The following is a 24,534-nucleotide window of genomic DNA, read 5'->3' on the forward strand; positions in this document are numbered from 1 at the left end:
TAGTGCTTCCTAACGGTTTGCCGCAGCGGGGGCAGCGGCGAGATCCGCCACCTCCGGGTACAGCGGGTGGGCCTGCGCGAGAGCGGTAACGCGTTCGCGCAGGGGTGCCAGGTCGGTGTCCTCACCGGCGATGAGAGCCTGGGCAATGATGTCCGCGACTTCCCGGAATGCATCTTCGCCGAAGCCGCGGGTGGCCAGGGCGGGGGTGCCGATGCGCAGGCCCGAGGTCACCATGGGCGGCCGCGGGTCGAACGGTACCGCGTTGCGGTTCACGGTGATGTCGATCTGCGCGAGCCGGTCTTCGGCCTCCTGGCCGTTGAGGGCCGCGTTGCGCAGGTCCACCAGCACCAGGTGCACGTCCGTTCCACCGGACACGACGGAGATGCCGCCGGCAGCGACGTCGTCGGCCAGCAGGCGATCGGCGAGGATCCGGGCGCCGGCGAGCGTGCGCTCCTGCCGCTCCTTGAATTCGGGGGTGGCGGCAATCTTGAAGGCGGTGGCCTTGCCGGCAATCACGTGTTCCAGCGGGCCGCCCTGCTGCCCGGGGAACACTGCGGAGTTGATCTTCTTGGCAATGTCGGCGTCATTGGAGAGGATGATGCCGCCGCGGGGACCGGCAAGGGTTTTGTGCGTGGTGGTGGTGACCACGTGGGCGTGGGGGACGGGGCTGGGGTGCAGTCCGGCGGCCACCAGGCCGGCGAAGTGGGCCATGTCCACCATCAGGAAAGCACCCACCTCGTCCGCGATGCGGCGGAATTCGGCGAAGTCCAGCTGGCGGGCGTAGGCGGACCAGCCGGCCACGATCAGCTTGGGCTGGTGTTCCTTGGCCAGGGCCTCCACTTCGGCCATGTCCACGCGGTGGTCCTCTTCGGACACGTTGTAGGGCACCACGTTGTAGAGCCGGCCGGAGAAGTTGATCTTCATGCCGTGGGTCAGGTGCCCGCCGTGCGCCAGGGACAGACCCAGGATGGTGTCTCCGGGCCGGATCAGGGCGTGCATGACGGAGGCGTTGGCCTGCGCGCCGGAGTGCGGCTGCACGTTGGCGAAGTTCGCTCCGAAGAGGGACTTGGCGCGGTCGATGGCCAACTGCTCAATGACGTCCACGAATTCGCAGCCGCCGTAGTAGCGGCGTCCCGGGTAGCCTTCGGCGTACTTGTTGGTGAGCACCGAGCCCTGGGCTTCCATGACGGAAACGGCGGTGTGGTTCTCCGAGGCGATCATTTCCAGGCCCTGCTGCTGCCGGCGGAGCTCGTTGTCGATCTGCGCTGCGACCTCGGGGTCAACTACCGCGAGGGAATCGTTGAGGTAATCGCTCACAGGTCGCCGCCGTTCTTTTCCGCGTATTCCTCGGCGGTGAGGAGTGCACCCTCACTCGTTGCGTTCACGGTGAACAGCCAGCCGGCGCCGTACGGGTCTTCGTTCAACAGGGCCGGGTTGTCGATGGCCTCCTGGTTGATCTCCACGATTTCGCCGGAAACCGGAGCGTAGAGGTCCGAGACGGACTTGGTGGACTCAACCTCGCCGCAGGTCTCACCGGCTGTCACCGTGTCGCCGACGGCGGGAAGGTCAACATAAACGACGTCGCCGAGTGCGTCCGCTGCGACGGCGGAAATGCCGACGCGGACGGGGCTCGAGGAGTCTACCCACTCGTGCTCGGCGGAATAACGGAGTCCTGCGTTTACTTTGCTCATCTTGGGCCTCTCGGGAAGTCTGGTTGTTTCGTTCTCTGGTTCAAAGTCTAGGTTCCGAGTGCCCACGGGGCGGCATTCGCCGCCCCTTAGACACCTCGCTCGTTCCTCGCTCGGCGATGCGGGGCTACACGAACGCCGCACCGCGCGCACGTTCCGGGTACCTCAGGAGACCCACACACCTGCTTACGTGAGCGGTCCTGGGCACCGCACCACCGCATCGCCCCCGCGCCGCCGTCACGAGAATCTTTTTGTTTTTGGCGCTACTGCTTGCTGCGCTTATAGAACGGAAGCTCGACTACCGTGAAGGATTCAGGCTTGCCGCGGAGGTCGACATTAAGTTCCGTGCCGGGCTTCGTGAACGCCGCATCCACGTAAGCGAGGGCGATAGGGAAGCCGAGGGTCGGGCTGGGAGCGCCGGAAGTGACTTCACCGAGGACCGTTTCGCCGTCGCTGCTGAGCACCGGGTAATGGGAGCGGGCTGAACGTCGGCCGGAGCCCTTCAGGCCCACGAGGCGGCGGGCAGGTCCGGCGGCCTTACGGGCTTCGAGGGCGGAACGGCCCACAAAGTTCCCCTCCTTGGAGAGGGCGACGACGGGTCCCAGGCCGGCGGCGTACGGGTCCGTGTCCAGCGTGAGTTCGTTGCCGTAGAGCGGCATCCCGGCCTCCAGGCGGAGCGAATCGCGGCAGGCCAGGCCCGCCGGAATCAGTCCCCGGCCCTCACCGGCAGCCAACAGCGCAGACCAGAGGTCCGCGGCGTCGTCGTTGGGGACGTAGATCTCGAACCCGTCTTCGCCGGTGTACCCGGTGCGGGCCACGAGCAGGTCCAGGGTCCGCTCCCCCGCCCGGATGCCCACGGTGTCGGCAGCGTAGTACTTCATCCCCGTGACAGCTTCAGCCTGATGGGCGGGGACCAGGTCCAGCAGGATGGCTTCGGCAGCCGGCCCCTGCACGGCCACCAGCGAGGCTTCCGCCGAGACGTTGTTCACCGCGACGTCGAAGCCCTCGGCCCGGGACGCCAGTTCTGCGGCTACGGTGTCCGCGTTGCCCGCGTTGGGCACCACCAGGTAGGAGTCGTCGGCGAGGCGGTAGCTAATCAGGTCATCGATGATCCCGCCGTCGTTGTTGGTGATCAGCGAATACTTGGCGCGTCCCACCTTCACAACGGAAAGCTTGCCTGCCAGTGCGTAGTCCAGGAACGCCCCGGCGTCGGGCCCGGAGACCTCCACTTCGCCCATGTGGGAGAGGTCGAACAGCCCGGCTGCGGTGCGTACGGCCTTATGTTCAGCCAGCTCGGAGCTGTATTTGAGGGGCATCTGCCAGCCGCCGAAGTCGGTGAAGGAAGCGCCCAGCTGTTTGTGCGCCTCATACAGCGCTGTGTACTTCTCAGTCATGGAATGTTCCTTCTAGTTTTCGAAGTCTTCGATGGGCGGGCAGGAGCAGATCAGGTTCCGGTCCCCTGCGGCGCCGTCAATCCGGCCCACCGGCGGGAAGTACTTGTCCATGCGCAGGCTGCGCAGCGGGAAAGCGGCCTGTTCGCGCGGGTAGGCCCGGTCCCATTCATTGGCTGCCACGACGACGGCGGTGTGCGGGGCATTGCGCAGCGGGCTTCCCTCGAGGGTGAAGTCCCCGGCGCCCACCTGGTCGATTTCGGCGCGGATGGCGATCATGGCGTCGATGAAGCGGTCCATCTCGCCCAGGTCCTCGGACTCGGTGGGTTCCACCATCAGGGTGCCTGCCACCGGGAAGGACAGCGTGGGGGCATGGAAGCCGTAGTCCACCAGCCGCTTGGCCACATCCTCGGCAGTGACGCCGGTCTTGGCGGTCAGTTCACGCAGGTCCAGGATGCACTCGTGCGCCACCAGTCCGCCCTTGCCCGTGTAAAGCACGGGGTAGTACTCGTTCAGGCGGGCTGCGACGTAGTTCGCTGCGAGCAGGGCGTGCTTGGTGGCGCTGGTCAGGCCTTCGCCGCCCATGAGGCTGACGTATGCCCAGGAAATGGGCAGCACGCCGGCGGAGCCGAAGCGGGACGCGGAGACGGGGATGTCCTCGCCGCCGGTCCAGGTGGCGGCGTCGCCGGGCATAAAGGGCGCGAGGTGAGCCTTGGCTGCCACGGGGCCGACGCCGGGACCGCCGCCGCCATGCGGGATGCAGAAGGTCTTGTGCAGGTTCAGATGGGATACGTCGCCGCCGAACTCGCCCGGCTGTGCCAGGCCGACCAGGGCGTTGAGGTTGGCGCCGTCGATGTAGACCTGGCCGCCGGCCTCGTGGACCGCTTCGCAGACGTCGCGGACGTCGTCGTCGAACACTCCGTGGGTGGAGGGGTAGGTGATCATGATGGCGGCAAGGTTTTCGCGGTTCGCGTCGATTTTGGCGCGCAGGTCCGCGTGGTCGATGGCGCCGTCGTCGGCGGTGGCCACGACCACCACCTTCATGCCGGCCAGGACCGCAGAGGCGGCGTTGGTGCCGTGGGCGGACGCCGGAATGAGGCAGACGTTGCGCTGTTCGTCGCCGCGGGAGTGGTGGTAGCCGCGGATGGCCAGCAGGCCGGCCAGTTCACCCTGGGAGCCGGCGTTCGGCTGGATGGAAACGGTGTCATAGCCGGTGATGACCGCGAGCTTCTCTTCCAGGTCCGCGATCAGTTCGCGCCAGCCCTCGGTCTGGGAGTCCGGAGCGAACGGGTGGATGGACGCGAATTCCGGCCAGGTCATGGCCTGCATTTCCGCGGTGGCGTTGAGCTTCATGGTGCAGGAGCCCAGCGGGATCATGGTGCGGTCCAGGGCCAGGTCGCGGTCCGAGAGGCGGCGCAGGTAGCGCAGCATCTGGGTTTCGGAGCGGTAGGAGGAGAACACCGGGTGCGTCATGAATTCCGAGGTGCGCAGCAGCCCGGCCGGCAGGTCGAAGCCGTCCGCGGATTCCACGGTTGCGGCACCGAAGGCGGCGGCGACGTCGGCGATCACGGCCGGCGTCGTCGTTTCGTCGGCGGAGATGCCCACTGTGTCAGCATCGATCCGGCGCAGGTTGATGCCCTTCGCTTCGGCGGCGGCAATGACCTCCGCAGCGCGGCCGGGGACGCGGGCAGTAACGGTGTCGAAGAAGGACTCGTGCAGCAGTTCGACGCCGGCGGCCTTCAGCGCGGTGGCCAGCGTCCGGGCGGAGTCGTGGGCGCGGCGGGCAATCGCGGTCAGGCCCTCGGGGCCGTGATAGACGGCGTACATGGAGGCAACGATGGCCAGCAGCGCCTGCGCGGTGCAGATATTGGAGGTCGCCTTTTCCCGGCGGATGTGCTGCTCGCGGGTCTGCAGCGCGAGCCGGTAGGCGGGGGTGCCCGCCGAATCCTTGGAGACGCCCACCAGGCGGCCGGGCAGGGACCGCTCCAGGCCCTTGCGGACGGCCATGTAGGCGGCGTGCGGACCGCCGTAGAACAGCGGAACACCGAAGCGCTGCACGGAGCCGACGGCAATGTCCGCGCCCTGCTCGCCGGGAGGGGTGATGAGGGTGAGGGCCAGCAGGTCCGCGGCCACGGTGACGAGCGCGCCGCGCTCCTTCGCTTCGGCGATCAGTGCGGCGTGGTCGCGCACCACGCCGGACGCGCCGGGCTGCTGGAGTACGACGCCGGCCAGCTCGCCTTCGGGCAGGCTGTCGGCGAGGTCCGCAACAATGACGTCGAAGCCGAGCGCCTTGGCCCGGCCCTTCACCACGGCGATGGTCTGCGGGAAGAGCTCCGAGTCCAGCACGATGGCGCCGTTGCTGTGGGACTTGTTGGACCGGCGCATCAACAGCACCGCCTCAGCCACGGCAGTGGCTTCGTCCAGCAGGGACGCGTTCGCGATGGGCAGGGCAGTGAGGTCCTGGACCATGGTCTGGAAGTTCAGCAGCGCTTCGAGCCGGCCCTGGGAGATTTCGGGCTGGTAGGGGGTGTAGGCCGTGTACCAGGCCGGATCCTCCACCACGTTGCGCAGGATCACCGGCGGGGTGTGGGTGCCGTAGTAGCCCTGGCCGATCATCTGCACGGCCGTCTTGTTCTTCCCTGCGATGCGCCGCAGTGCCGCGAGGGTTTCCTCTTCGCTCTTCGCCGGGTCCAGGACCAACGGGAAATTCTGCCGGATCGCGGCGGGGACGGCCATGTCCACCAGACCGTCAAGGGAGTCGTAGCCGACAGTCTTGAGCATGGTTTCAACGGCGTCGGCACGGGCGCCGATGTGCCGGTCCACGAACGCGGCGGCAAGAGTGGAGGAGGACGGTTCTGCAGGCATTTGAGGCTCCAGGAAAGGCAGACGGGGGTACGTCGACGGCGACGGCTCCTCCCCGCTCTGTATTGGACCTGAGAGATTCCGCGGGTGTTCTTCCGCTTGCACCGTCGGTGAGTTTCCGGCACGGCCGGGAACTGCTTTCCAGAGTTGCCTCGCTGTGGCGGTACGGGGGCCTGAGAGATTCCCGGGGAGGGTTTGCTCCTACGGCGCCCGCCGATACTGATGCGCATCCGGCGGGACTCTCCCGCCACGGCTGATAAAGGCATATTCAGTTGGAACTGCTGATGTGACAGGGCCAACTTTAGCCTGCCCCCGGCACCGCCTCAACCCTCAGACACGCCCGGGCTCGGGTGCCTGATGCCGTCCGGAAAGGCCCCCGACCCCCGTGTGACCTGCAACGTCACAGCTGCCTGAATTTGACGGGGCCTGTTAACGGCTTCCAAACTGAAATGTCGGCGGCAGCGCCAACATCCAGCGTTGCCTTTTCTTAGGCGGCATAGGCGATTACGGCGGATGAGCTGCCGGCGGGTGCCTAAAAGAGAGATTTCAATGTCTGAGCACAGAACCCGCCCACCAAGCGACAGCGCTGTTCCCGCGCCGCAAAACAGGGCAGAGAAACCCCATCTCGCGCGTTCCCTGTCCAGCCGGCACATCCAGCTGCTGGCCATCGGCGGCGCCATCGGTACCGGTTTGTTCATGGGATCCGGCAAGACCATCTCCGCAGCCGGCCCGTCAGTGATCTTCGTCTACGCGATCATCGGCTTCATGCTCTTCTTCGTTATGCGGGCCATGGGCGAACTGCTGCTCTCCAACCTTCGCTACAAGTCCTTCACCGACTTCTCGGCGGACCTGCTGGGCCCCTGGGCCGGCTTCTTCACCGGTTGGACCTACTGGTTCTGCTGGGTGGTCACCGGCATTGCAGACGTGGTGGCGATTGCCCATTACGTCACCTTCTGGTGGGGCAACGCTCCCCTGTGGATACCGGCCCTGGCCTGCATCCTGCTGCTGCTGGCCTTGAACCTGCCGACCGTCAAGGCGTTCGGTGAAACCGAATTCTGGTTTGCGCTGGTCAAGATCATCGCCATCCTGACGCTCATCGTGGTGGGACTGGTCATGATCCTTACCGGCTTCACGCACGGCAACGGGGTTACCGCCGGCTTCGGCAACCTCTGGGAACACGGCGGCTTCTTCCCCACCGGCCCCATGGGCTTTGTCGCCGGCTTCCAGATTGCGGTGTTCGCGTTTGTCGGCATCGAACTGGTGGGCACCACCGCGGCGGAAACCAAGGATCCGGAAAAGAACCTGCCCCGGGCCGTGAACTCCATTCCGATCCGCATCCTGCTCTTCTACGTAGGCGCCCTGGTGGTGCTGATGGCCGTGATCCCCTGGGACGAATTCAGCGCCGATGAAAGCCCGTTCGTGGGTATGTTCACCCTGGCCGGGCTCGGCACCGCCGCTGCCATCGTGAACTTCGTAGTGTTGACATCCGCGGCATCTTCAGCGAATTCCGGGATATATTCCACTTCGCGTATGGTTTTCGGCCTGGCGCAGGAAGGCGATGCTCCGCGGCAGTTCGGCCGCCTGTCCCGGCGGAAAGTGCCCCAAAACGCCCTGTTCTTCTCCTGCACCTTCCTGCTGGCCGGCGTCGCCCTGCTGTACGCGGGAGAATCCGTCAGCGCCGCGTTCACCCTGGTGAGCACCATTTCGGCCCTGTGCTTTATGTTCGTCTGGTCCATCATCCTGATCAGCTACCTGGTGTACCGGAAGCGCCGGCCGCAGCTGCACGAGGCGTCGAAGTTTAAGATGCCCGGCGGCGTCGTGATGGCCTATCTGGTGCTGGCGTTCTTCGCGTTTATCCTGTGGACACTCACCACCCAGACAGACACCCTGCAGGCGCTCCTCGTGACCCCCGTGTGGTTCGTCCTGCTGGGCATCGTCTACGCCGTACTGCGCCGGACGCCCGTGCACCAGGCGCGGGTAGCGGCACACCACGACGACGTCGCCCGCGAACGCGCCGCACTCACGTCCGCAAAGCCGTAACCGGGCTCCTAGTACACCACCGTCCCCCGGGAGCTGACCGTTGCGCCGCCTCCCGGGGCACCGGCTTTGTTGCTGGCGTCTATCTCCAGCCCGAAGGTATTCAGCGGCACCTCCAGTGCTGAGACCAGGTGCGGCACCACTTCCTGCTGGATCCGTGCGATCACGCCCTGCACGTCCGCGTCGGAATTCACCGTCACCTTCATGGCCAGGTCCGGCTCGTCAGCACTGCCGCGCAGGCGGACGGTTGAGCCCACCACTCCGGGCAGCTGTTCCGTCTCGTGGCTGACGGCGGAGGCCAGCACCTGGGGATCACACACGGTGATGCCGTGTGCAGGGTCTTCCTGCAGTCGAAATGTCCCTGCCGGCCGGGACCGGGGAACCTGGGCCACAAGCCACCACAGGCCCAGGACGCCCAGGATCACTCCGGCAAGCAGCATGCCCCACGGCACGTACTCCCCGGCCAGGAACCCCTGGCCGTCGGTTTCGGACAGCACCCGGTCCGAACGGCCCGGGCTGCCGCCGATGAAGCGCTCCAGGCCTCCGGCGGCAATAAGTGCTGCCAGCACTCCGGCAGCAAGGAAAAGGACCCCAAGGATTATCAGCCACGTCCGGTTGGCTTTTCCTGAATGGTGCCTCATTGCCCTGCCTTCCTCTGCTGGTCCCGGCTGTCAGTCCCGCGTTCGAATGGTTGCCGTGACTTCCGGCACCGGATCCAGTCCGGTGGCGGCAAGGCGTGAGCGCACCCCGTCCACCACCCAGTGCTGCAAATCGGTGGTGCCGTGCAGCGCCGTCGTCACGTCCAGATGGACCTTGCGTGAGGACGCCGTCGCGGAGGCGGAGGCGACCCCGTCAATGTGGTCGCAGGTGGATGCCGCTAATCGCGCGACTGCGCGCCGGCTCATCACCACGGTTTCCCCGCCCCGGACCGACGGAACGCCGCCCGATTCCCCTGCTCCGGGCAGCCCCGGCATATTCACCGGTTTTGCCCGCAGCGGCAGCGCGGAGAAGTCCCCTGGGAGCATCCCGCACAGCAGCAGGATCACCCCGATCAGGAGCAGCACTACGGCACCGGTCCAACCCCGGGTGCTGTCCCAGCCGGTCTCAGAAAGCCAACGCACCGGTTCCGTCACGAACGCCGGCCAACTCCCCTGAATGAGGCGGGCGACGGCGGCCCAAACCAGCCCCACACCGAGCGCCAGCATCACGATCGCCGAAATTGTTGCGGGAACGGAGCGGCTGGGCCTGCGCCGCATGGACACCGGCGGCGGGATCTTCGCGCTCATTGCAGTTTCCTTCGACCGCGCGGATCCCGCTGCGGCGGCTTCAGCCAGGAAACCGTAATGTCCACCTGCCTCACCTGCACTCCGGTCAGCTCGGTGACCCGCTCCGTGATCCGGCGGCGCAGTTGTTCGGTTGTCTGACGCAGCGGCATCGGATACGGCAGCCCCACGGTGACCTTGAGGCTGGCGACATTTCCGGCCAACTCCACACTGGCATCCGGCCGTGCCGACAGATCCGCGCGGCTGCCGATACCGAGGAACCCTCCGGAGCTTCCACCCGCAAACGTCTCATCCCGGGCTACCTGGCTGGCCGTTTTCTCCAGCACCCGCCGGGCCAGGACGGTTTCCCCGCGGTCATCGACATCCCGCCCCGAAGGCAGCGACGGCGGCGCCGTGGGAATGCTCATCGGCTTGACGCTTTACCGAGCATCCCGGCGACGTCCACCTTCCCATCCGCCACCAACCCCACCAGCAGCCCGATCAGGCCGAACAGCAGCGTAATGAGGAAGGCCAGCCAACCGCCGAAGGCCAGCACGATTCCCAGCACCAGCCCGATTAACAAACACCACCGCGTTCCGGACATGGAGTCCTCCTTCTGCTTGTTGTACGGCCCTTACTCCAGGCTCTTGGACTGGCTGGAGGGCTGCTGGTCGTCCTGGTCCTCGTTCTCGTCCGGCAGGTGGACATCGGTGACATTCACGTTCACCTCCAGCACTTCCAGGCCGGTGGCGTTTTCCACGGACCGGATGACGTTGCGCCGGATACCCTGGCTCACCTCCACCACGGAGAAGCCGTACTCCACCACGATGCTGACGTCGATCGCCGCCTGGCGTTCACCCTTTTCCACCGTGACGCCGTTGCTGACGTTGGTCTGCGAACCCGGGATCCGTTCGGTCATGGAACTGAAAGCCCGCCGGGCGGCATTGCCCATGGCATAAACCCCCGGTACCTCGCGGGTGGCCATGCCGGCCAGCTTCTGCACCACGGTTTCCTCGATGGTGGTGTCGCCCCGGGGTGTGTGCAGCGGCCCGGTCCGGCGCTCGGCGTCAACCGACGACGACGCCGGGGAGCCGCCCTGCCCCTGGGGCGAGCCCTGCCCCTGGGGCGAGCCCTGCCCGGTCTGCATACTCTGGGCACCCTGCGGATTGGCCGTAGCGGACGTTGCCCCCGCTGCCTTTGATGGATCTGCCATGAGAATCGTCTCCTGCGTTCATTGCGGATGCACCGCGCGCGTCCCTTACAGAGTTAATGACGTGCCCAGACCTGGATCGTCACGGCAAACCCCGAACTTCGACTGCCTTTGGCCCAGTCCGTCCTGAGGTTATTCCGTTATGGCTCCCGTTCTGGGACACTCAACCCACGTCCGGCCGCTGCCGGACGGGACAGGGACACCATGGCAGGATCCGAGCTGCCGCATGCGGCGTATTACGGTATGAGTTCCCCGCGCGCCGGGTCAGGGAACGGTCCCGCCGACGAGGCGGCCCTGGTCGCACTGGCCCGCGGAGGAGACCTGCCCGCCTTCGAGTACCTTGTGGCCATTTACCAGCGCAGGTTGTTCCGGCTCGCCTACCGCATGCTTCGGGACCGCGGTGATGCAGAGGACGTCGTCCAGGACACGCTGACGGCCGGCTGGCGGATGCTCCCGACCTTGACCCGGGAGGAAGCCTTCGGCGGCTGGGTCTACCGGACGGCGACCAACCGCTGCCTGGATGTGCTTCGGCACCGCACCTCCCATCCACAGGACCTGCCGGGCGCCGATCCGCTGGCTGACGCGGCGGCCGTTGCCACCGCACGGGACTCGGACCGGGAAGCGGACCCGCACCACACGGCGGAGGTCGCGGCGGAATTGGAGTCACTGCGGCGGGCCCTCTCCCTGCTTCCTGCGGATCAGCGGGCCTGCTGGCTCCTGCGCGAGGTCCACGGGCAAAGCTATGCGGAGATCGGCGCTGCGCTGCGCATCAGCCCGCAGGCCGTGCGCGGACGGTTGTCCCGGGCCCGCGAACACCTGTCAGCAGCCATGACGCAGTGGAGGTAGTCCCTTGTAATTCCACGTGTCAGACAATAATATCCACGATACGGAAGAAGTAACCGGCATCACTTTACTGCTGTCCACCGGCATTGCCACAGGGAGAATCCATTATGGCCATTGAAGTAACCGACTCCTCGCCCGCCGAAGGATCGGAACACATCCTGACCCCCGAAGCGCTGGAATTCATCGAGGAACTCCACCGCCGCTTCCGCAGCACCCGCGACGAGCGCCTTGCCGCCCGCTCCGTCCGCCGCCAGGAAGCCGCCACCACCGGCCGGCTGGACTTCCTGCCCGAGACCGCCGACATCCGCAGCGGGGATTGGAAGGTGGCCGAGGCACCCGCCGCGCTGCAGGACCGCCGGGTGGAAATGACCGGCCCGGCGTCCCCCGCCAAGATGGCCATCAACGCCCTGAACTCCGGTGCCAAAGTCTGGCTGGCCGACCTTGAAGATGCCTGCACCCCCACCTGGCACAACGTGGTGGATTCGCAGGTGAACCTCTACCGTGCTGCGCGCAACGACCTCTCCTTCACCTCACCCGAGGGCAAGGAGTACGCGCTGCGCACTGATGCGCCACTCGCCGTCGTCGTAATGCGCCCGCGCGGATGGCACCTGCCCGAAAAGCACGTGCTGATCGACGGCGAACCCGCCGTTGGCGCGCTGGTGGACTTCGGTCTGCACTTCTTCGCCAACGCCCGGCAACTGCTGGACAACGGGCAGGGCCCCTACTATTACCTGCCCAAGATGGAAAGCCATCTGGAGGCCCGTCTCTGGAACGATGTCTTCGCGTTCTCCGAGGAGTATGTTGGCGTGCCGCAGGGCACCGTGCGCGCCACCGTCCTGATCGAAACCATTCCGGCAGCCTTCGAAATGGACGAGATCCTCTACGAACTGCGAGACCACGCCTCCGGGCTGAACGCCGGACGCTGGGATTACCTTTTCAGCATGATCAAGGTCTTCCGCGATGCCGGAAAGGCGTATCTGCTGCCGGACCGCGCCGATGTTTCCATGACGGCACCCTTTATGCGTGCCTACACCGAACTGCTCGTGAAGACCTGCCACCGCCGCGGCGCCTTCGCGATGGGCGGTATGGCCGCCTTCATTCCCAACCGCCGCGAACCGGAAATCACCGCGAGCGCGCTGGAGAAAGTGAAGGCGGACAAAACCCGTGAGGCCGGTGACGGCTTTGACGGTTCCTGGGTGGCCCATCCGGATCTGGTACCCGTGTGCCGCGACGTCTTCGACGAGGTCCTGGGCGAGAAGCCGAACCAGGTGGACCGCCAGCGCGAGGATGTGTCCGTGACGGCCACCGATCTGCTCGATGTCAGCACGGCCGAAGGCTCCATCACGGAGGCAGGGCTGCGGTCCAACCTCTATGTGGCCATCAACTACGTTGCCATCTGGCTCTCCGGCAACGGTGCCGTCGCCATCCGGAACCTGATGGAGGACGCGGCCACCGCGGAGATTTCCCGCTCCCAGGTCTGGCAGCAGGTGCGCAACAGCGTGGTGCTCGAGGATACCGGCGAGACCGTCACCGAGGAACTGGTCAGCCGGCTCCTGGCCGAAGAAACGGAGCGGCTGCGCGGGGAAGTGTCGGATGAGATGTTCACCGGTTACTTCGAGCCGGCCAGCCGGATCATCGGGGAGATCAGCCTGTCTCCGGACTACACGGACTTCCTGACCCTGCCGGCGTACGAGTTGATCGACTAGTCCTCCGGCACGCGGGCCTTGCCGGAGGACGGCAGGGCCCGCAGATAGCCGCTCCCCCAGCGGGTGATTGCGTTGTACGCCTGTGCGCGGACCGCCGGTGCGGACAGGAACACGTCATGCATCGCATTGGGGATCCTGTCCACGCTCACGGTGGAGCCCAGGGAGAGCGCGCGGTGGGCCACGACGTTGACGTCCAGCACGACGTCGGAGCGTGCCGCATCTTCCGACCAGCGCGGATGCAGGTAGCTGTTGTCTGACAGCAGCACCAGTACGGGCAGCTGCAGCTGCAGGCCCGCGGCGACCGTTGCCTGGGCGGAGAACACTGCATGCAGGAAAGCGACCGTGACCGGGAACCCCCGCACCGGACGCCATTCGGTGTCGTAATGCCATTCCCCGCCGAACGCGGCGGACACCGTCCGGGTGTAGATCCCGGGGTCGACCGGCGGCAACGGCCGGCGCGGGTGGTGCTGTGCCTCCAGGCTGACCAGCGGTGAAATAACCCGGCGCGCCAGTTCCGTGGCCTGGAATTCCAGCCAGGGGCTGTTCAGGATCAGGGCTGCGGCCCGGCCGGGGTGGCGCTGCGCCCAGAGCGCCAGGGTCAGGCCGCCGGTGGAGTGCCCGAGCAGGATCAGCGGCCTGGCGTCTGCAGCGTTCTGCCCCATGGCTTCCAGGGCTGCTCCCACATCCGCGTCATAGTCGCTGAGGTCCTGGACGTATCCGGGCTCCTCCCCCGGGCGCAGGCTCCGCCCGTAGTTGTGCAGGTCAACGGCGAAGAACCGCGCACCCTGCCCGGCCCAGTAGCTCGCCAGTTCGGTCTGGAAGAAGTAGTCCGACCAGCCGTGCACGTAGAGGACATCCGCCGTCGCGCCTGACGGCGCCGGGCCGGACTGCGGATCCGACGGCGTGTACCGGACCAGGGTGGCAATCTTGCCGCCGGGCAGGTCCAGGGTCAGCTGGTCGAATCCCTCGCCCAGGAAGTCCGGCTCCCACCGGCGCCGGGGGTGCGGTTTGCTCATGCAGAACCGCCGTCCTGTCCGAAGCGGATGACCTGGCGGATGGCGAGGCCGTCCGCCAGGGTGTCCATGGCCGAGTTGATGTCCTCCAGCGCAATGGTGGAGGAGACCAGTTCCTCCACCGGCAGTTTCCCCTCCCGCCACAGCTGCGCGTAAACCGGGATGTCCCGGGCAGGAACAGCGGAACCGAGATAGCTGCCGATGATGGTCCGCGCTTCGGCGGTCAAGGTCAGCGGCGTGATTTCGGAGGTCTGGTCCGGGGCCGGCAGCCCTACCGTGACGGTGGTGCCCCCGGGGGCTGTGATCCGTACGGCCGTTTCGAAGGCACGGGGATGCCCGGCAGCCTCGATCACCAGCGCAGGGCGGATACCGGCGTCGAGGGCCTCCTGCGGCGTGTACACCGCGTCGGCGCCGAGCTCCCGGGCGCGTGCCAGTTTCTCCGGCAATGAGTCGATGCCGATCACACTGCGCACGTCCAGCGACAGTGCGGTCAGCAGGGCCGCCATGCCGACGCCGCCGAGCCCGACAATCGCGACGTCGTCGTCCTTGCCCGGACGGGCCGGGTTCAGCACCGCGCCGCCTCCGGTGAGGACGGCGCACCCCAGCAGGGCCGCCACGTGGGGCGGAATGTCGTCATCCACGGGTACCACTGACTTCCGGTTGACCACGGCATGCGTGGCGAAGCCGGAGACGCCGAGGTGGTGGCGCACTTCACCGCCGTCCGCGGAGGTCAGGCGCATCCCGCCGTCGAGCAGCGTACCCGCATTATTCGCTGCCGACCCAGGGATGCAGGGCATCTTGCCCTCGGTCCGGCAGCCTGCACATTCACCGCAGCGGGGCAGGAAGGCCATCACCACGCGCTGTCCGACGGCGAGGTCCTCCACGCCCTCGCCCAGCTCCTCCACCTTGCCCGCGGCCTCGTGTCCGAGCAGCATGGGCAGCGGCCGAACCCGGCTGCCGTTCACCACCGACAGGTCCGAGTGGCACAGGCTCGCCGCCTCGATGCGCACCATGATTTCACCCGGCCCGGGCGGCTGCAGCTGGAGGTCCTGCACCACCACCGGCCGGGACTGCGCGTAGGGGCGCGGGGCGCCGATGGTCTGCAGGACCGCGCCGCGGATGGACCTGGTGCTGTCGGTGCCCATGAACTCTCCCTCGAGTAAATTTCGAACCGGGCTTCCGGTCCCTTTCGATACGCCAGCCCTATTCCACCACGACCAACCCGGGCCGTCCCGCTGTTTCCGCTGCCCGAACCGCTTCAACACGGCATCGGTGCCCGCCCGGCCGCCATTCCTTTGGCAAGATTAGGGCCATGAGTAAGAGTTCCAGGACCGTACCGGCGCTGCCGGACAAAGACACCCTTGCGCTGAAACGCGCGCTGGCTGCCGGCGACGTCACCGTTTTCGTGGACGGCACGGCGCTGCGGCTGCCCGACGCCGCCCGGGACGCTGTGCTGGACCTGCTGTCCCGACTCGCCGCGGGCGCCCCCGTGACGGTGTCCTCGGAGCCTGCCGCGCCGGTGGATCCACCGCTTCCGGCCGGGCCGGTGCCCCTGCTGACCACTTCCCAGGCGGCCGCCGCAGCGGGCATTTCCCACACCTACCTGCGCAACCTGACGGATGCCGGTGTTATCCCGGTCCAATACCGCGGCTCGCACCGCCGGATCCGGATGGAAGATGTCCAGGCCTGGCTCGAATCGCAGCAGGCCGCGAGAGCAGCCAAAGCGGCGGGCGAAGCAACGGAGAACGGCGCGGACAACACCGGCACCTGATCTCGGAAGCCGGCCGGCGGAGGAAAACCGGCTCCCGGTGCCCCTGCCCGGCCGCGCGGCAGGGGACCTATGCTGGGGATGTGTCGGCGGACACCCCGCCGGCTGACCCTACTGACGGAGCAATACTGTGATCATCGGTATCCCCAAGGAAATCAAGAACAATGAATTCCGTGTAGCAATAACCGCCTCGGGCGTGCATGAACTCCGCTCCCATGGCCATCAGGTGCTGGTACAAAGCGGTGCCGGCACCGGCTCGAACATTACGGACGCGGAATACACCGCCGCCGGGGCGCAGATTCTGGACTCAGCCGACGACGTCTGGGCCCAGTCCGCCATGATTCTCAAGGTCAAGGAGCCGGTTGCCTCCGAATACCGGCATTTCCGGCCGGGCCTGATCCTCTTCACTTACCTGCATCTGGCCGCCGAGCCGGAGCTGACGGCTGCGCTGCTCGAACGCGGAGTCACTGCGATCGCCTATGAGACCGTGCAGCGCGGCCGGTCCCTCCCCCTGCTGGCACCCATGTCCGAAGTAGCCGGACGGCTTTCGGTGCAGGTGGGGGCGCAGTCCATGATGGCCCCGGCGGGTGGGCCGGGCCTGCTGCTGGGCGGCGTTCCAGGTGTCCGGTCGGCCAAGGTAGTGGTGCTGGGGGCCGGCGTGGCCGGGACTAACGCGGCGGCGGCGGCCGTCGGCGCCCATGCGGACGTCACGGTCCTGGACATCAATATTGACCGGCTGCGGGAACTCGATGAGCTGTATGCCGGCCGGATCAAGACGGTGGCATCCAACGCCTTCGAGATCGAGCGGGCCATAGTGGATGCGGATCTGGTGATCGGCTCGGTGCTGATCCCCGGGGCCCGTGCTCCGAAGCTGGTCACAAATGACATGGTTTCGCGCATGAAACCGGGAAGCGTGCTGGTGGACATCGCGGTGGACCAGGGCGGCTGCTTTGAAGACAGCCATCCCACCACGCACGAAGATCCGACCTTCCGCGTGCACGGCTCCCTGTTTTACTGCGTGGCCAACATGCCCGGCGCGGTCCCCAACACGTCCACCTACGCCTTGACCAACGTGACACTGCCGTACGCAGTGGCGCTGGCAAGCCTCGGCGTGGCAGGCGCCTTCGAGAAGTACCCGGACCTCGCCCACGGCCTCAACATCGCCGGCGGCCGGGTCACCCACGCGTCGGTCTCTGCCGCCCACGGGCTGGAACTGACCTCGGAATGGCCGGATCTGGTGACTTCCTAGCGTTTCAGGCCGTCCGGTCCGCCGCGGCTGCGGACCGGACGGCGGCAATCAGTGAACCGGCGCGGCAGCCTTGGGGCTGGGGCCGCGAAGGACCGGCTGGCCGAGCATGGAAATGATGACGGCGCCCAGCGCCATCGGGATAACGAACAGGAAGTACAAGTCACCGGGCGTCCAGCCGCCGTCCATCAGGGTACCGGCCAGGATCGGCGAGATGATGGCGCCGATGCGGCCCATGCCGATCACCAGTCCCAGTGCCGTGCCGCGGACCTCACTCGTGTAGTAGGTGGGGCTGATCGCCAACATACCGGCGATGGGCGCGTTGGAGCCGAACCCTACCAGCGCTGCCGCGAACAGGGCCCAGCCAAGCGAACCGTTGGTCGAGTTGGCGAACACGACGAAAGTGGCGGCCCCGATCACGAAGAACACGGCCAGGACCTTGCGCATGGGGAAGCGTGCACCGAGCAGGCCCAGCAGGACGCCGCCGACAATTGCCCCGACGCTGAACAGCACTCCAGCATTGATGCCGTCCTGGGCGGTAAAACCGCTTTCCGCAATCAGCCGGGGCGTCCAGGAGTTCGCGAAGTAGAAGCTCGCCATAAGGACAAAGTAGGCCAGGGCCAGCAGGATGGTTCGGCGGGCGTTGTAGCCGGTAAGGACGTCCGCAAAACGGGATTTGTTCTGCTCCGCCAGCACGGATTCCGGCAGCACATCCACGGCCGGCTGCCGGATGGCCCGCAGGCTGCGGTTGACCCGTTCCAGTGCGCCTGCAGGCCGGCGGGTCAACAGATAGTCGACCGATTCCGGGAATACCTTCATCACCAGCGGAATCATCAGGATGGTGACGACGGCGCCGAACAGGAAGGCCGAACGCCAGCCGTATTGGCTGATCAAAACGCCGCTGATCAGGCCGCCGAGGACGCCGCCGATTGGCTGCCCGATGCTGACGAGGGACAGGGCCGTGGATCGGCACTTGGCATTGGAGAACTCAGAGGCGAAGACACTGATGGTGGACTGGAGCGTTCCAATGGCCACGCCCGTCAGGAGGCGGAGAATCAGCAGCACCGCATAGTTCGGGGCAAAGTAGGAGGCCAGCATGCCTGCGGCAACAATGCAGACACCGATCAGCAGCGTTTTCTGCCGCCCGATAATGTCCGCGACCGTCGAGACGAAGATGGATCCGACAGCCATGCCCACCAGTGCTGCGCTGAGCAGGTAGCCCAGCTGTGCGCCGTTCAATCCCCACTCTTCGACCACATGGCTGGCGCTGAAGGCCATGACCAGGACATCGAAGCCGTCGATCATGTAAAGGGTGGTGCAAATGGCGATAATAGCCACCTGCCGCGGGCTCATCCGCGAATCTTCGATCCGTTCCTTGATTTGCACCAAACAAAGCTAACTGAGAACTGCGTCACTGAAGGATTCCATGTCGCGGAACGTCGAAATCGTTACGGACCGGGCACCGGCCGGTCAGCTTCCAGTGAACCCTCGATCCCGTTTGTCCGGCGCGGATACTTCACAATAAGATGACCATTGGTCAAGACGTGGCCACAGGCTGTTTGCCAGCCGCACCCAACCTTCATACCTCTGAGGAACCAGTGCCGTTTCACCACGTCTGCCCCCGCGACACCTTTCTCCTAAGCGCCCCTAAGACCACGGTTACGGGCTTTTCGGTCAGCTCCCGCACAGCGTGGGCGGCAGCGTGACTCCGGCCCGCGGCGAAGAAGCAGCTTCGCGCGTCCCGTCCGGCCCCAACCCTGCATCCGGTTCCGAACCCGCCACGGCACCGGGCTATTTCCCCCGTCTCCTCTCGGCAGCTGCCCATGTAAAACACATCGCCTCAGACAGTGCACTGGATCGGTTCGGCCTCAACCAGGCCAGCTTTCACCTGCTTGAATGCCTTGCCTCAGCGGCAGCTACGGAAGCTGAGCTGGCCGAGGCGGAAGGCCAGTCCGAAACGGCTATTAGAGTCCACCTCCTGAAGCTCCAGTCCTCCGGATACTCCGTCCGGGACGAGTCCGGGATCTGGTCGGTTACCGACGCAGGCCTCAAGGCCATCGAGTGGGCAAATCTCGCCCAGGCGGAAACGACCCTGGACGACAGCCAGGAACTGCGGCAGGCGCTGCGCTCCCTCATCTCCTCGCTTGGGCTCGAGCAGCCCGACGGCGGGACGCAGAAGAAACTCTAAGCTCAGCTGGGCCGCGCGAACGCGCCCACCAACTCCTCCCATCCCTTCTCCAGGCGGGGCAGGCCCATGCCTTCCTCGCCGCGCAGGTGGAGAAGCAGGCCTGCATCAAGGAAGGCCATCAACTGGTAGGCGGCGAGTTCCGGGTCCGGAACCGTGCCGGTCAGGCGGAGCAGCCCGGCGAGGTGCCGGCGTGCAAGGCTTCGGGACGGATGCTGGTAGCGGGTCCGGGGATCGACGTCGGCCGCCCGGGCCAGCTCCCCGGTCACGTTCAGCGATGCCAACCGTGCCAGGCCGAAGGCCAACAGCCGGTCCCTGGGCGGTGCCCCTGGCCCCAACGGGGCCGGACCGAACTGGTAGGCGGTCCGGAAACCCTGCTCGGCATGGTCCAGAAGCGCCTGCATCAAGCCGGCGCGGGAGCCGAAGCGCCGGAATACCGTCCCCTTGCCCACGTGGGCCCGCTCGGCAAGATCATCCATCGTCAGGGCGTCGGCACCGCCGGCTGCAACGAGTTCCAGGGCTGCTTCGAGCAGGCGGTGGTGGTTCCGGGCGGCGTCCACCCGGATACCGGCTTGTGATGGTCCTCTCCCACTCATGCGGGCCAGTGTAGCGCCGCGGGGAATAAAATCGGACTGTAGTCCGCTTAAGGTCGTGAAGAAGAATCCGTGCCCGTGCCCCAGAAGCGGCACGGCCAAGACAGGAGTTCCAATTTTGAGCACCACCATCCTGACCCTCGTCGGCAGCCTCCGCGTCGGTTCCATCAACCGCCAGCTCGCTGAAGCCGCCGCCGCCGGCGCTCCGGAAGGCGTCGAGGTGAAGCTCTTTGAGGGGTTGGGCGACATTCCGTTCTACAACGAGGATATCGACGTAGACAGGCTCGTCCCCGAAGCAGCACAGGCCCTGCGCAACGCGGCCGCTGCTTCTGACGGCCTGCTGCTGATCAGCCCCGAATACAACGGCACCATGCCTGCCGTGCTGAAGAACGCCATTGACTGGCTGTCCCGCCCCTTCGGTGCCGGTGCCATCTCCGGCATGCCCACCGCCGTCATCGGCTCTGCCTTCGGCCAGTACGGCGGTGTTTGGGCACAGGACGATGCACGCAAGTCGGTCGGCATCGCCGGCGCCCGCGTGGTCGAGGAAGTCCGCCTCGCCATCGGCGGATCCGTGACGCGCTACGACGGCATCCACCCGCAGGATGACCCGGACACCGTTGCCCAGCTCGGCGAGGCCGTCCGCGTTCTCGCAGAAGCTTCTGTCTCCGCAGCCTAGGCAACGCAGACAGAAAAGAGGGACGGACCGTCACTGGTCCGTCCCTCTTCTGCGTTCGGCGTCCTTCTAGTACCAGACCTCGTCCGCCCAGGCCGCGTCCCTCAGGTATTCACGCGCCGGGCCAACATTCCAGGCTTCACCGTAGGGCGCCAGGACCCCGCTGTTCTGCAGATCAGCCAAGACGTCATCCGAGCAGCCAAGGACCGAGCCGAGTTCTTGCGCGTCCGCTACCACTACTTCTTCATGATCGGCCACCGGATGGGCCCCCTTCCCATTGCGCGCAGGTTCAGCGCTTATCGAGCAGAACTGATTCCCGTTCCGGACTCCAAGTCCGTGCGTACAATCCCATGGCCGCTTCCTCTCGGAGGCTCAGGCCGAGGCGGTTCAGAAGCATGTGTGCCTGATAGACCGTTAGGTGCTGGGCGCTTCGGCTCAGCCGGGCCTTGTCCGCCCGGTACAAATACGTGTCAATGCCCCGGAACCAGCGCCGCCGCCAGTTTTCGACGGCGGATTCCGCTGCCGTTGCTGCCATCAGCCGATGCGTCGGCATGACCTTCGCACCAACCTGGACCGTCATGGCCTGCCGTACACCGGCGGCCCGGGGACCGAACCCCGCCGTGCAGCTGCGCAGGTGGCTGTCCCAGTAGTAGTCCCAGGAGAGGCGGCGCCGGTCCGGCCAGGCTGATGCCCGGGGACCTTTCATCATGCTCCGCGCCGCATCAAACAGCAGGAGCGATCCAAGTGCCCAGCGGTTCTGGACCTTGGGAAAGCGTGCCGTGGCCCAACTCGCCAGATCCGAAGAGAGCTCAAAAACCTCTTCCGCGAGGGAGAGCCCCTCCACGCCGCCGTATTTCGCGAGGTCCGCTTCGATACGCAGGTCCTGCGGCTCACCGCCGCCCGGGCTGAGCCGGTCCGTAGCCGGCTCGCTGAACTGCTGGCTGGTTTCCAGGTGCCCGATGACACCGCTGGACTGGTTCTGCAGGGCCACCAACAGCGACTGCAGCCGATCCAACGTACTCGTAGGGGCGAGCACCCGGAGTTTTACGTGTGCGTTAGCCGGATCCGAGCACCGCGTGAAATACCAACGCTGCGCACCCAGAACCTGGGCCTGAGCCGCCAGCGGGGTAACCAGTTCTCCGATGATGCCGTCCGCAACATCAAAGCCCCCGGTATGAATTGAGAGCGACCACCAATGAGTACTCGGTTGCGTCCGTGAGGCTGGTCGAACTGCAGCTAGCTGGCTCATATGTGTCTTTCCCCTCGGGGTGCGGTTACCGCCACTGGGCGGCCTTTGCAGTTTTGTAGTTACTTGCCTTTGGCCCCTCCGGGGCCCTCAGTTAGAACCAATCCCAGCTCTTCATGATCGCTATCCCCCTTGGGTCTTGGGCTGATGCTCAGCCGGCGCCTTGATTTGACTCCGAAAGCTTCCCCCGCCGCTGCACGGCCTGTAAATAGCCTCCGCTGCCCGGTTCCTGACATGTCCGGATGTGGACCCTCCCGGTTCCTGCCTCCGGCTGCAACCGCCTCGGGATGCGCCACGACCTGAGGTTTTCCGCGGCAGGAGCCCTGGGCCGCCGTCGTTGGCATTAACCGGCCATGGCCTGAATTCCGAAGTGTGTTGCGGTCACAAAACACTTTTGTCACGTGCGGCCCGGAAACCGCGCTGGCTGGGTAGGGTAGCGGTGGGGGCTACAGCTGATGCGTTGAAAGGATTCGCCGTGCTGTCTCAGGTTTCGCTCGACGTTTACCGCTTTGCCGTAAGTCGTCCGGGGTGGACGGCGAAGGAGGCTTCCGAGGCCTTGGGGTACACCAGCAAGGTGATCGACGGTGCCATATCCGAACTGACCGCCAGCTGCCTCCTGCTGCAGCAGAACACGGGCGGCCCAAGCTACACCGCGGTTTCCCCTGATGTTGCCCTCGCCGAACTGGTGGATCCGGATGAACGGGCGCTGCTGGAACTGCGCGGAAGAATCAGTAACCGCCGGCGGGAAATGGCCGCATTGACCCCGGCCTACGTCGAGGCACGTAAGCGGCTGGCCGCCGATTCGTCGGTGGAGGTGGTCGAGGACCAGGAACAAGTCCAGCGGGTACTGATCGAGTATGGGCGCAGCGCCACCGACCGTGTCCTGATCGCCCGGCCGGGGCAGGGCGCCAACGCAGACATCCATGAGGAAAGCGTGCAGAAGGATCTGGATCTCCTGCGCGGCGGCGTTCGTAGGCAAACGCTGTACCACGCAAGCACGCGGGACCATGTGCCCACCCGCAAGGCAGTGGAAGTTATTACCCAGGCAGGAGGGGAGTTCCGCACCCTTCCCTACATGCCCCTGAGAACCCTGATTTTCGATGACAAAGTGGCGGTTGTTGCACGCGATCTGCACCCCGGCGACGTTGCCGGACTGGTAGTGCGGGATACCAACCTGATCCGCATTTTCGGGTTGCTCTTCGAGTTTGCGTGGGGCTTGGCCGAGCCGTTCCTGACTGACAATCCCGGCAGGGAGGGACTCACCAGCACGCAGCGGTCCGTCCTCACGGCGCTGGCCTCCGGTTACTCGGACGAAGCCATTGCCCGGCGGGTTGGCATCAGTGTGCGGACCTGCCGCCGCCACATTGCCTGGATGCTGGAGGAGTTGGGTGCCGAGAGCCGGTTCCAGGCCGGAATCAAGGCCCACAAGGCCGGCTGGATCTAAGGCTCCTTGGTGTACTAAACAGCCGTTGCCTGACGGTCAACTATCGGGGTTAGCATTGGAGGCATGACCCGCGAGGAATTCTCCGATGCCGTAGAACTGCCCGTTGACACCATGGCTGCTTTGGAACGTGCCGCCGGCTCCCACCGCCACGAGGTGCTGTTCTCCAACCGCGCCTTCCACATCAAGCAGTCCGCGGTACGGGATGTCTTCGACATTTCCATCCGTCCGGGCCTGATTTCCCTGGCAGGCGGGAGTCCCTATCTGCGTTCCCTCCCCCTGGAAGAACTGGGCCGGACCGCCCAGCGCATCATTGCCGAGCACGGACTGGAGGCGCTGCAGTACGGCGGCGGGCAGGGCATGGAAGAGCTGCGCAGGCAGGCATGCGAGGTCATGGCCGCGGAGGGTATTCTCGACGCCGATCCGGCGGACATCGTCATCACCACCGGTTCACAGTCCGCGCAGGACGTTGCAGCCAAGGTCTTCTGCGATCCGGGCGATGTGATTCTCTGCGAGGACCCCACTTACGTAGGGGCGCTGAATGCCTTTGAGGCCTACGAGGTGGACGTACGCACCGTTCCGATGGACGACGGCGGCCTCGTCCCGGAGGCACTCGAGCGGCGGATCCGCGAGGTGCGCGCCGAAGGCAAAACCATCAAGCTGCTTTACACGATCCCAAGCTTCAACAATCCCAGCGGCGTCACCCTGACCGCCGGGCGCCGCCAGGCGGTAGTGGAAATCTGCCGGCGGAACAACATCCTGATCCTGGAGGACAATCCCTATGGCCTCCTCCGGTTCGACGGCGAACCCCTGGCCCCGATGCGGGCAGGGAACGCCCAGGACGTGCTGTATCTGGGCTCGTTCTCCAAGATCTTTGCCCCCGGAGTCCGGCTCGGCTGGGCGCTGGTCCCCCGCCACCTTTACCGGCGGTTCTACCTGGCCTGCGAAGCCGTGGTCCTGTGCCCCTCGCCGTTGACCCAGATGCTGGTCTCCGCGTACCTGCGCGAGTACGACTGGATGGGCCACGTGCGCAGCTCCCGCAGCCTCTACGCCGAGCGTTGTTCCTCGATGCTGGCCGCGCTGGATGAACACATGCCCGAAGGCGTCACATGGACCCGGCCGGACGGCGGATTCTTCATCTGGGTGACGCTACCCGAGGGTGTGGACACCTACCCCCTGCTCTATGAAGCGATCGACGCCGGGACGGTCTTCATCCCGGGCGCCGCGTTCACCCCCGGCGAGGGCGCCTCGAACAAGCTCCGGCTGGCCTTCAGCGCTGTCTCCTCCGAGGACATTGCCGAGGGTGTGCGCCGGCTCGCCCCGATCCTGAGTGCCGCCGTCGCCGCCGTAAAGGTCCGCTAGGCACCCGC

General features: G+C 66.0%; 24 protein-coding genes and 1 riboswitch. Of the genes, 9 read left to right on the plus strand and 15 right to left on the minus strand.

What is annotated here, in order from left to right:
• Positions 1–9: 9 nt before the first annotated feature.
• The 4 genes from glyA to gcvP form a co-directional block, all read right to left on the minus strand.
• Entirely contained in the window at positions 10–1,317 is a 1,308-nt protein-coding gene (gene glyA / locus N2K98_RS16365) for a serine hydroxymethyltransferase (protein ID WP_255864598.1), read from the minus strand.
• Positions 1,314–1,691, minus strand: a complete 378-nt coding sequence (gene gcvH, locus N2K98_RS16370; RefSeq protein WP_255796463.1) for a glycine cleavage system protein GcvH — start codon at positions 1,689–1,691, stop codon at positions 1,314–1,316. Before gcvH ends, glyA begins: the two co-directional genes overlap by 4 nt.
• A gap of 260 nt (positions 1,692–1,951) precedes the next feature.
• Positions 1,952–3,082, minus strand: a complete 1,131-nt coding sequence (gene gcvT / locus N2K98_RS16375) for a glycine cleavage system aminomethyltransferase GcvT (RefSeq protein ID WP_255864597.1) — start codon at positions 3,080–3,082, stop codon at positions 1,952–1,954.
• A gap of 12 nt (positions 3,083–3,094) precedes the next feature.
• Positions 3,095–5,944: an aminomethyl-transferring glycine dehydrogenase gene (gene gcvP / locus N2K98_RS16380; protein ID WP_255864595.1), complete on the minus strand. Its 2,850-nt coding sequence runs from the start codon at positions 5,942–5,944 to the stop codon at positions 3,095–3,097.
• Positions 5,945–6,092: 148 nt separating this feature from the next.
• A riboswitch (glycine riboswitch) is annotated at positions 6,093–6,198 on the minus strand.
• Positions 6,199–6,490: 292 nt separating this feature from the next.
• Here gcvP and cycA point away from each other — a divergent pair.
• Positions 6,491–7,981, plus strand: a complete 1,491-nt coding sequence (gene cycA / locus N2K98_RS16385) for a D-serine/D-alanine/glycine transporter (RefSeq protein WP_255864594.1) — start codon at positions 6,491–6,493, stop codon at positions 7,979–7,981.
• Positions 7,982–7,989: 8 nt separating this feature from the next.
• Here cycA and N2K98_RS16390 read toward each other — a convergent pair whose 3' ends face one another.
• Genes N2K98_RS16390 through N2K98_RS16410 form a run of 5 tightly spaced genes read right to left on the minus strand, consistent with a single transcriptional unit; the run spans position 7,990 to position 10,453 of the window.
• Positions 7,990–8,619, minus strand: coding sequence for an alkaline shock response membrane anchor protein AmaP (locus tag N2K98_RS16390; RefSeq protein WP_255864593.1), 630 nt, complete (start codon positions 8,617–8,619; stop codon positions 7,990–7,992).
• 30 nt (positions 8,620–8,649) lie between these two features.
• Positions 8,650–9,264: a DUF6286 domain-containing protein gene (locus N2K98_RS16395; RefSeq protein ID WP_255796457.1), complete on the minus strand. Its 615-nt coding sequence runs from the start codon at positions 9,262–9,264 to the stop codon at positions 8,650–8,652.
• Positions 9,261–9,668: an Asp23/Gls24 family envelope stress response protein gene (locus N2K98_RS16400; protein ID WP_255796456.1), complete on the minus strand. Its 408-nt coding sequence runs from the start codon at positions 9,666–9,668 to the stop codon at positions 9,261–9,263. Before N2K98_RS16400 ends, N2K98_RS16395 begins: the two co-directional genes overlap by 4 nt.
• The gene (locus tag N2K98_RS16405; RefSeq protein WP_255796455.1) at positions 9,665–9,844 is read right to left on the minus strand and encodes a hypothetical protein; all 180 of its coding nucleotides are present in this window, start codon (positions 9,842–9,844) and stop codon (positions 9,665–9,667) included. The genes N2K98_RS16400 and N2K98_RS16405 overlap by 4 nt, the downstream gene beginning before the upstream one ends.
• A 30-nt stretch (positions 9,845–9,874) precedes the next feature.
• Positions 9,875–10,453: an Asp23/Gls24 family envelope stress response protein gene (locus N2K98_RS16410; RefSeq protein ID WP_255864591.1), complete on the minus strand. Its 579-nt coding sequence runs from the start codon at positions 10,451–10,453 to the stop codon at positions 9,875–9,877.
• Between the two features lie 240 nt (positions 10,454–10,693).
• Here N2K98_RS16410 and N2K98_RS16415 point away from each other — a divergent pair, with 240 nt between their 5' ends.
• Together N2K98_RS16415 and aceB are read left to right on the plus strand one after the other, a co-directional pair.
• The gene (locus tag N2K98_RS16415; RefSeq protein WP_255864590.1) at positions 10,694–11,296 is read left to right on the plus strand and encodes an RNA polymerase sigma factor; all 603 of its coding nucleotides are present in this window, start codon (positions 10,694–10,696) and stop codon (positions 11,294–11,296) included.
• Positions 11,297–11,400: 104 nt separating this feature from the next.
• Positions 11,401–12,999 (plus strand): malate synthase A, encoded by a 1,599-nt coding sequence (gene aceB, locus N2K98_RS16420; protein WP_255864589.1) that lies wholly within the window; start codon positions 11,401–11,403, stop codon positions 12,997–12,999.
• Here the strand turns inward: aceB and N2K98_RS16425 are convergent.
• Both N2K98_RS16425 and N2K98_RS16430 read right to left on the minus strand, forming a co-directional pair.
• Positions 12,996–14,015, minus strand: coding sequence for an alpha/beta hydrolase (locus N2K98_RS16425; RefSeq protein WP_255864588.1), 1,020 nt, complete (start codon positions 14,013–14,015; stop codon positions 12,996–12,998). The genes aceB and N2K98_RS16425 overlap by 4 nt on opposite strands.
• A complete protein-coding gene (locus tag N2K98_RS16430; protein ID WP_255864587.1) occupies positions 14,012–15,157 on the minus strand; it encodes an alcohol dehydrogenase catalytic domain-containing protein in 1,146 nt (381 codons plus the stop codon). Before N2K98_RS16430 ends, N2K98_RS16425 begins: the two co-directional genes overlap by 4 nt.
• Positions 15,158–15,324: 167 nt before the next feature.
• On the opposite strand from N2K98_RS16430, the gene N2K98_RS16435 reads away from it, so the two are divergent.
• Positions 15,325–15,783, plus strand: coding sequence for a helix-turn-helix domain-containing protein (locus N2K98_RS16435; protein WP_255864586.1), 459 nt, complete (start codon positions 15,325–15,327; stop codon positions 15,781–15,783).
• Between the two features lie 127 nt (positions 15,784–15,910).
• Positions 15,911–17,029, plus strand: coding sequence for an alanine dehydrogenase (ald, locus tag N2K98_RS16440; RefSeq protein ID WP_255796449.1), 1,119 nt, complete (start codon positions 15,911–15,913; stop codon positions 17,027–17,029).
• Positions 17,030–17,077: 48 nt separating this feature from the next.
• Here ald and N2K98_RS16445 read toward each other — a convergent pair whose 3' ends face one another.
• Positions 17,078–18,412, minus strand: coding sequence for an MFS transporter (locus tag N2K98_RS16445; RefSeq protein WP_255864585.1), 1,335 nt, complete (start codon positions 18,410–18,412; stop codon positions 17,078–17,080).
• Positions 18,413–18,728: 316 nt separating this feature from the next.
• On the opposite strand from N2K98_RS16445, the gene N2K98_RS16450 reads away from it, so the two are divergent.
• Positions 18,729–19,214, plus strand: coding sequence for a hypothetical protein (locus tag N2K98_RS16450; RefSeq protein WP_255864584.1), 486 nt, complete (start codon positions 18,729–18,731; stop codon positions 19,212–19,214).
• Between the two features lie 2 nt (positions 19,215–19,216).
• Here N2K98_RS16450 and N2K98_RS16455 read toward each other — a convergent pair whose 3' ends face one another.
• Positions 19,217–19,807, minus strand: coding sequence for a TetR/AcrR family transcriptional regulator (locus tag N2K98_RS16455; protein ID WP_255864583.1), 591 nt, complete (start codon positions 19,805–19,807; stop codon positions 19,217–19,219).
• Positions 19,808–19,919: 112 nt separating this feature from the next.
• Here N2K98_RS16455 and N2K98_RS16460 point away from each other — a divergent pair, with 112 nt between their 5' ends.
• Entirely contained in the window at positions 19,920–20,480 is a 561-nt protein-coding gene (locus tag N2K98_RS16460; RefSeq protein WP_255864843.1) for an NAD(P)H-dependent oxidoreductase, read from the plus strand.
• A 66-nt stretch (positions 20,481–20,546) separates the two neighbouring features.
• On the opposite strand, the gene N2K98_RS16465 is transcribed toward N2K98_RS16460, so the two are convergent.
• Positions 20,547–20,735, minus strand: coding sequence for a hypothetical protein (locus N2K98_RS16465; protein WP_255796445.1), 189 nt, complete (start codon positions 20,733–20,735; stop codon positions 20,547–20,549).
• 31 nt (positions 20,736–20,766) lie between these two features.
• Complete coding sequence (locus tag N2K98_RS16470; RefSeq protein ID WP_255796444.1) at positions 20,767–21,726, minus strand: lantibiotic dehydratase C-terminal domain-containing protein; 960 nt, start codon at positions 21,724–21,726, stop codon at positions 20,767–20,769.
• Positions 21,727–22,198: 472 nt separating this feature from the next.
• Between N2K98_RS16470 and N2K98_RS16475 the strand changes: the two genes are divergently transcribed.
• A complete protein-coding gene (locus N2K98_RS16475) occupies positions 22,199–23,167 on the plus strand; it encodes a helix-turn-helix transcriptional regulator (RefSeq protein WP_255796443.1) in 969 nt (322 codons plus the stop codon).
• A 63-nt stretch (positions 23,168–23,230) separates the two neighbouring features.
• Positions 23,231–24,526: an aminotransferase-like domain-containing protein gene (locus tag N2K98_RS16480; protein ID WP_255864581.1), complete on the plus strand. Its 1,296-nt coding sequence runs from the start codon at positions 23,231–23,233 to the stop codon at positions 24,524–24,526.
• The last annotated feature ends 8 nt before the right edge of the window (positions 24,527–24,534 follow it).

It is taken from the genome of Arthrobacter jinronghuae, assembly GCF_025244825.1.
GTDB lineage: Bacteria > Actinomycetota > Actinomycetes > Actinomycetales > Micrococcaceae > Arthrobacter_B > Arthrobacter_B jinronghuae.